General features: G+C 64.1%; 5 protein-coding genes and 1 pseudogene. 4 read left to right on the top strand and 2 right to left on the bottom strand.

Annotated elements, in window-relative coordinates:
- Positions 1 to 166 precede the first annotated feature (166 nt).
- Both EOA38_RS24110 and EOA38_RS24105 read left to right on the top strand, forming a co-directional pair.
- Positions 167 to 688 carry a hypothetical protein gene (locus EOA38_RS24110; RefSeq protein ID WP_127300408.1) on the top strand — a complete coding sequence of 174 codons (522 nt, stop codon included), beginning with the start codon at positions 167 to 169 and terminating at the stop codon, positions 686 to 688.
- Positions 689 to 877: 189 nt separating this feature from the next.
- Positions 878 to 1,372, top strand: a complete 495-nt coding sequence (locus EOA38_RS24105; protein WP_126092410.1) for a DUF2314 domain-containing protein — start codon at positions 878 to 880, stop codon at positions 1,370 to 1,372.
- 10 nt (positions 1,373 to 1,382) lie between these two features.
- Here the strand turns inward: EOA38_RS24105 and EOA38_RS24100 are convergent, their stop codons facing one another.
- Both EOA38_RS24100 and EOA38_RS24095 read right to left on the bottom strand, forming a co-directional pair.
- Entirely contained in the window at positions 1,383 to 2,354 is a 972-nt protein-coding gene (locus EOA38_RS24100; RefSeq protein ID WP_127300407.1) for a DUF3137 domain-containing protein, read from the bottom strand.
- A gap of 73 nt (positions 2,355 to 2,427) precedes the next feature.
- Positions 2,428 to 3,477, bottom strand: coding sequence for a CapA family protein (locus tag EOA38_RS24095; protein ID WP_126092408.1), 1,050 nt, complete (start codon positions 3,475 to 3,477; stop codon positions 2,428 to 2,430).
- 167 nt (positions 3,478 to 3,644) lie between these two features.
- Here EOA38_RS24095 and EOA38_RS24090 point away from each other — a divergent pair, with 167 nt between their 5' ends.
- Positions 3,645 to 4,901 (top strand): hypothetical protein, encoded by a 1,257-nt coding sequence (locus EOA38_RS24090; protein ID WP_127300406.1) that lies wholly within the window; start codon positions 3,645 to 3,647, stop codon positions 4,899 to 4,901.
- Between the two features lie 118 nt (positions 4,902 to 5,019).
- Positions 5,020 to 6,588: pseudogene (locus EOA38_RS24085) on the top strand (DEAD/DEAH box helicase family protein); the annotation flags it as partial.
- Between the last annotated feature and the right edge of the window lie 53 nt (positions 6,589 to 6,641).

Below are 6,641 nucleotides of genomic sequence, written 5' to 3'. Positions count from 1 at the left end.
GTCTTTTTGGGCTGCCGCTTTCCTGCAATTGATGCTTTCCCGCCACAGTCGCAAGCCAAGCAACCTTCCGTAACATGTGGTCATGCACAATTCACAAATGCGGCCAAATCCCGCCTTGTTCCCCGGCGATTGATCAGCCTTGGAACGAATTCAAAGGGACAAGACCGTGATCAAGACCGCCCTTGTCGCCATGACCATCGTCGGCTGCGACTGCGACGCCAAGCTTTGCGAATATATCGGCGAGACGCCCGCCAAATGGGCGACGATCGCCGACTGCGAAGCGGCGATGAAGAGCCAGATGCTGCATCAGCGCAACTTCAACCGCCCGCTGGTTTCCGGCATCTGCCGCACCAAGGGTTCGGCATCGACCTCGGAACTCGCCGCGAAAGCGTCGGGGCCGGAGCTGAAGCCGACGAACCGCGTCGTCGAAACCATCGCCCCATTGCCGCCCGAGCTCAGCCATCGCCCGACCGTCCCGGTTGGCGGAACGGTGACGGCCAGCGAGACGGAGGCCGCGCGACCGGTCGCCTTCGAGGCTGCGGTCGACGGTGGCAGCGCCGTGCTCTACCGCACCAAGACCGGCTATGCCGTGGTCAAAACCGACCTCGGCCGCGCGGCTGACGCGACCGTGGACATGGCGAAGCGATCGGCGGACTGGCTGGCAGGATTGGTGCCGAGCGGGCTGTAGGGCATTCCCGGGGAAAAAGCGACGCCCCCCCGCGGGTCAACATAGGCCGTCGTCGGAAACGCTGGGCCTGATACCGGTCGGGTGGCAATGACTACGGCTGGAAATCTCGACGCTCCTCCCAATTGATCCCAATTGATAATGCCGGCCCGATGCGGGAAGATTGTCGCCTATCCGGAGTCGGGGGGCTTCATGACCTTTACCGTTCGCGCCGCACTATGCCTGCTGCTGGCGCTCGCACCCTTGCAGGTTCGAGCGCAAGACTCGGATCAGGGCGACGACAAGACCGTGATGGTCGCCCCCGACGATGCCGAGATGGCGGCAGCGATTGCGCAGGCGCGATCCAGCCTGGACGACTTCCTGGCTCTGTCCGAAGCTCCGCCGCCGGGAGCCGACAAGTTCAAGCTGAAGGTCATGGTCGTGGACGGAAATGTGACGGAGCATTTCTGGGTCATCCCCTTCAAGCGCACCGCCACCGGCTTCGTCGGCATATTGGCGAACGAGCCGGAACTCGTCCGCAACGTCGTCTTCGGCCAGAACATCGAATTCACCAGGGACGATATTTCCGATTGGGGATACACCAGGGACGGCCATCAGGTCGGCAGCTTCACCGTCTGCGTGATGTTCAAGAAAATGTCGAAGGAAGAGGCTGACTACATGCGCACCCAGTACGGCTTCGATTGCTGAGCGAAGCGCGTCATCCGGCCGCTTCGTCCTTCGCCCCGATCTTGCGTACCAGCGCCGCCGTGGCAAGCATGGCGCCGAGATCGGCGATCATCGGCGCGACATGGGTGTTGTAGTCGATCGGCACGGAGATATCCGGCAGCTCGAAGAAGTTCTTCGACCGCGGCATCAACAGAAAACCGTCGCTGCCGCTCAGCGCCACCCGGGCCTGGTCGTAAGGCCATGTCTCGCCGAGCCAGGTCAGCGCCTGCGCCAGTCGTCCCGTGACCAGCGGCCGCGCCGCCTCGATATTGTCGGTGCGGAATTCATAGGCGGCATCGAGTTCGGCGACGCCGCTCGAAAGCTCCTGCATCTTGTTGGCAAACATGCCGCGGAAGAAATGCACCATCTTGTTGGCCCTGCGCGCCGCAACCAGCGTGCCCGGGAACGGCTCGATGGTTTCGAAGGCGACGATGACGCCCTTGAAGGCGGTCGTCTCGCTCTTGCCGGAGCCTTCCCAAAGCTTCGCCTCGTAAAGCTCGAAGGGAAAATCCTCGTAGCGTCCCGAGATCGTGTCGTCGAAACTTTGCCTATTGAAAGCGCCGACCGTTTCGCGCGGCATCCTGTCGAAGGAATTCGGCCGCACGCCGTGCTGGTAGCGGACATCGCGCACGAAGCCGAAGATCATCGGCAGCAGTGTATCGCGGAAGGATTGCTGCAGCCGGGTCGCCGGCCTCAGCGCCTGGAAATAGAGCAGCACCGCAACGATGAAGCCGCCAAGGTAGAGAAAGACGTGCGGCGTCGAGAGCCACTGTTCGTTGGGGTCGGCGGCGCTGTTGAACAGCCAGGCGGTGAGCACGACGAAAACAATCACCAGGCCGACAAACAGCGGCACCCGCCAGCGCACCTGTTTCTGGGCCGACGCCCGCTTCGCTTCATAGGCCTCGATGTTGTGCCTGATGCCGACGATCACCGCTTCGCTCGGCATGAAATCCGCTGCTTCCATGGCCACCCCCGGCCGCCGCTAAGACATCGCTCATGATAGCGGCTTTTGCGCGAAAGTCGCCAGCGGTCGGCGGTTAGCCCGGCTGATCTGGAAAGACAGCCTTCAGCCGAGCCGCGACCCGGCGTTTCATCGCCCCGTCCAGCGCTTCCACCGGCACCAGCCGCTCATGGCCGCCGGCGCCGAGCCGCATGAAGAAATGCAATCGGTAAGCGGCGATCATGCCGCGCGTGGCGGCATCGGCGCTGAAGTCGACGGCGAGGATCGAGCCGATGCGGCCCGGCCATGGTTGTTTGACGAAGGCCGTGCCGAGGAAATCGCCGAGGCCGTAGGCGACGATGCTGTCGCCGAACCGATCGACCGGCTGAACGACATGGGCGTGGTGCCCGGCGACCAGCCGGACGCCATGGCCCGCCAGCCGCCGCGCCAGCACCCGGGTCGGCTGTCTCGGAAAATGCCGGAATTCCCAGTCCCAATGCGGCACGGCGCAAAGCAGGTCGACATCGGCGATCGCCTCGCGCGGCCATTCCGCCGGATCGCTCGCCATGGAAACCCGTGCTCGAAATTCGGGCTCGTCAGCATTGCGCCAAAGCGTGAAGGCGGCGAAGCCGATCGTCAGCAACCCGGCGGCATGGCGCTGGACCGGCCCGCCAGCACTGGTGCCGATTGTGCGTATGCCGAGCCGCTTCAGCGCCGCGACCGTCTCCTCGAAGCCGGCAGTGCCTTGGTCGAGGACATGATTGTTGGCGAGCGACAGCACCAACCTGTCGCGTGCGATGCCGACGGCTGTCAGCGCGTCCGCCAGGAAGCGTTCGGTCATCGCGTGATGGGTGCCGAGCCGCGTGCCCATCACCGCGCTCGGCCGCTCGACGATCGGGCTTTCGCAATTGCCTATCACGAGATCGGCGGAGGCAAGCAGCGCCGCGATCGCAGGATCGCACTCCGGCGCCGTGCGGTTGGCGACCGCCGAAAGGTCGCCGATGAAGGCAAGCCGCACCGTCCGCGCCGGTGGCGGATCCATCAGGCTCGCCGCCGGCGCAGCGAAACCGTTCGTGTCACCGCCAAGCGACGGCTTCAGGAAGCGCGGCAGCCACGACAATTTGTAGGAGAGCGGATAGTTCGACACGCCATGCCCAATCGTTTGCCACGTGTGTAGACCGTTCCGCGAACGGGTTGAAGCCGGCCTCATTGAGTGGCGGGTCGGTTGACGCCGGATGCAAGTCCAGTCCGGCCAGGCAGGCGCCATGGGCCAAAAAAGTGTATGTTCGCTGCAACGTCGGTGGGAGGATGACGATGACGCGCATAGTCTGTCTTATGGCGGCCGCCTTGTGCCTTTGCCTGCCGATCTCGTCAGTCGCCGCGGAAATGCCGGGCGCAGCAAAGATGCTGTTCGAGGCGAAAAACGTTTCGGAGCGGAACAGTTCGTTGTCGACCCTGGAGGCATCCGCATCGGGCGACCCGGCAGCGGCCTACGCAGCCGGCGCCGGCGAATTCTTCACCGCGCTGGAGATTCTGGCCAGTGGCCTCCACCGCCACGGTTTCGAGAGTCCGCAATCCTTCATGCTGCCCCTGATGCGGCTGCCGGTGCCGGACAACCCCAACCCGCAGCCGCTGACCTATGAAGAATTCCGCGCCATCCTGGTCGCCTTCCGCGACCAGCTGGAGAAATCCGCCACCACGCTGGGCTCCGTGCCGGCCGGTGCCGATATCGGCATGGTGGTCGACCTCACCCGTGCCGGCATCGATCTCAATGAGGACGGCAACATCGCGCCGGACGAGAGTATCGCCGCGATCATGGCCTCGCTCTCGCGCGGCAGTGTCGACGCGAGCGCTGCCGCGCCCTCGCTCGCCTTCCGCTTCGACCGCGCCGACGGCTATTGGCTGCAAGGTTACGCCGAGTTCCTGATGGCCCAGGCCGATTTCTGGCTGGCGCATGATTTCAGGACCATGTTCGACGGTTCCTTCCACATGCTGTTCCCGCGCGCGAAACTGCCGCTGCAGGACACGCTGGTGCCGCCGGACGGCGGTATGAGCGGCAACATCTTTTCTTCTGAATGGCGCTTCGCCGACTTCATTTCGCTGGTGCATCTCGTCAACTGGCCGGTGGTCGAGCCGGAGCGCCGCCAGGCGGCGCGCAGGCATCTGCTGGAGATGATCCGGCTTTCGCGCGAAGACTGGAACGCGATCCTCGCCGAAACCGACAACGACCGCGAATGGCTGCCGGGGCCACAGCAGAAGGGCGTCAACCCACTCACCGGCCTCGAAGTCGGCGAGGAGCAGGTGACGGCTTGGCTCGCCACTTTGACCATGGCCGAGGATCTTCTGGAAGGCCGCGTGCTGCTGCCGCATTTCCGCATCGCCGGCAAGGGCATCAACATGAAGCGTTTCTTCGACGAGCCGAAACCCTTCGACCTCGTCCTGTCGATCACCGGTCCAGCCATCGCGCCCTATGTCGAGAGCGGAAAAATCCTGACCAGCGACGATTTCGACCAGATCCAGCGCGAGTTCGGCGGTGCCGGATTCTTGATTTTCGCGCTGTGGTTCAATTGAGGCGAAGCGGCGGGCGCGACATGCCTCCTGACAGCCTTCTGTCAGCAGCGTCCGCAGGGCGCACCCGCCCTTTCACTCCGCTCTTTCCATTTTGGCCGAGTCCTCCCATATTCGGGCCATGGCCAAACGCACCGACAAGAAAACGCCCTCGCCGGCGCAAGATGGCGCGCCGAAACGGCGCAGCCCACTGACCGAATTCCTCGACGCCGCCGAGCCGTTGAAGCCCGGTGGTTTTGCCGAAGCGCCGCAGAGCGAATTCTCCGGCGCGCCGCTGACCGGCTCGATCTCCGATTGGGCTGGACAGATCGAGCGCGAGGCGGAGAAGCAGCCGAAGGCAAAAGCGCCGAAGAAGATCCCCGAACGCTCGTCCGCGCCCGGCCGCACGGCGCGCGGCACCTCGATGGGCGGTGCAGCCTCGGCGAAGGAACGCGCGGCCGCCGGCCTCAACCCGGTGGCCGGCCTCGACATCAGCCTGGAGGACGCCGAGTCGGTCTCGTCGAGTGGTGTGACCGCCACTGTCGCAGCGTTGTCGGCGCTGATCGAATCCGGCAATCCGCTGCACAAGGACGGCCAGCTTTGGACGCCCCACCGCCCGGCCCGGCCGGAAAAGTCGGAAGGCGGCATCGCCATCAAGATGGTCTCGGATTTCGAGCCGGCCGGCGACCAGCCGACCGCCATCAAGGACCTCGTCGAAGGCGTCGACCAGAGCGACCGCACCCAGGTGCTGCTCGGCGTCACTGGCTCGGGCAAAACCTTCACCATGGCCAAGGTGATCGAGGAGACGCAGCGCCCCGCCCTGATTCTCGCGCCCAACAAGACGCTGGCCGCGCAGCTCTACGCCGAGTTCAAGAAATTCTTCCCGGAAAACGCGGTCGAGTATTTCGTCTCCTACTACGACTACTACCAGCCGGAGGCCTACGTCCCGCGCACCGACACCTATATCGAGAAGGAATCCTCGATCAACGAGCAGATCGACCGCATGCGCCACTCGGCGACGCGCTCGCTGCTGGAGCGCGACGACGTTATCATCGTCGCCTCGGTGTCCTGCATCTACGGTATCGGCTCGGTCGAAACCTATACGGCGATGACCTTCCAGATGCAGGTCGGCGACCGGCTCGACCAGCGCGCTCTGCTCGCCGATCTCGTCGCCCAGCAATACAAGCGCCAGGACGTCAACTTCGTGCGCGGCTCGTTCCGCGTGCGCGGCGACACGATCGAGATCTTTCCCGCCCACCTGGAAGACCGCGCCTGGCGCATCTCGATGTTCGGCGACGAGATCGAGGCCATCACCGAGTTCGACCCGCTGACCGGCCAGAAGACCGGCGAATTGAAGAGCGTCAAGATCTACGCCAATTCGCACTATGTGACGCCGCGCCCGACCTTGAATCAGGCCATCAAGTCGATCAAGGAAGAATTGCAGCACCGCCTGCAAGAGCTTGAAAAGGCTGGCCGTTTGCTGGAAGCGCAACGGCTCGAGCAGCGCACGCGCTTCGATCTCGAGATGCTGGAAGCGACCGGCTCCTGCGCCGGCATCGAGAACTATTCGCGCTATCTCACCGGACGTCAGCCGGGCGAGCCGCCACCGACTTTGTTCGAATATGTGCCGGACAATGCGCTGATCTTCATCGACGAAAGCCACGTCACCGTGCCGCAGATCGGAGGCATGTATCGCGGCGACTTCCGCCGCGATACATGCCTCCGATCTGCGGCACGGTGACGTGGCTTTCGTCGATGAAGATC

This window comes from Mesorhizobium sp. M1E.F.Ca.ET.041.01.1.1 (genome assembly GCF_003997355.1).
In the GTDB taxonomy this organism is placed as follows: Bacteria; Pseudomonadota; Alphaproteobacteria; order Rhizobiales; family Rhizobiaceae; genus Mesorhizobium.
The sequence above is the reverse complement of the archived record's forward strand: the minus strand, read 5'-3'. Positions and strand labels throughout refer to the sequence as shown.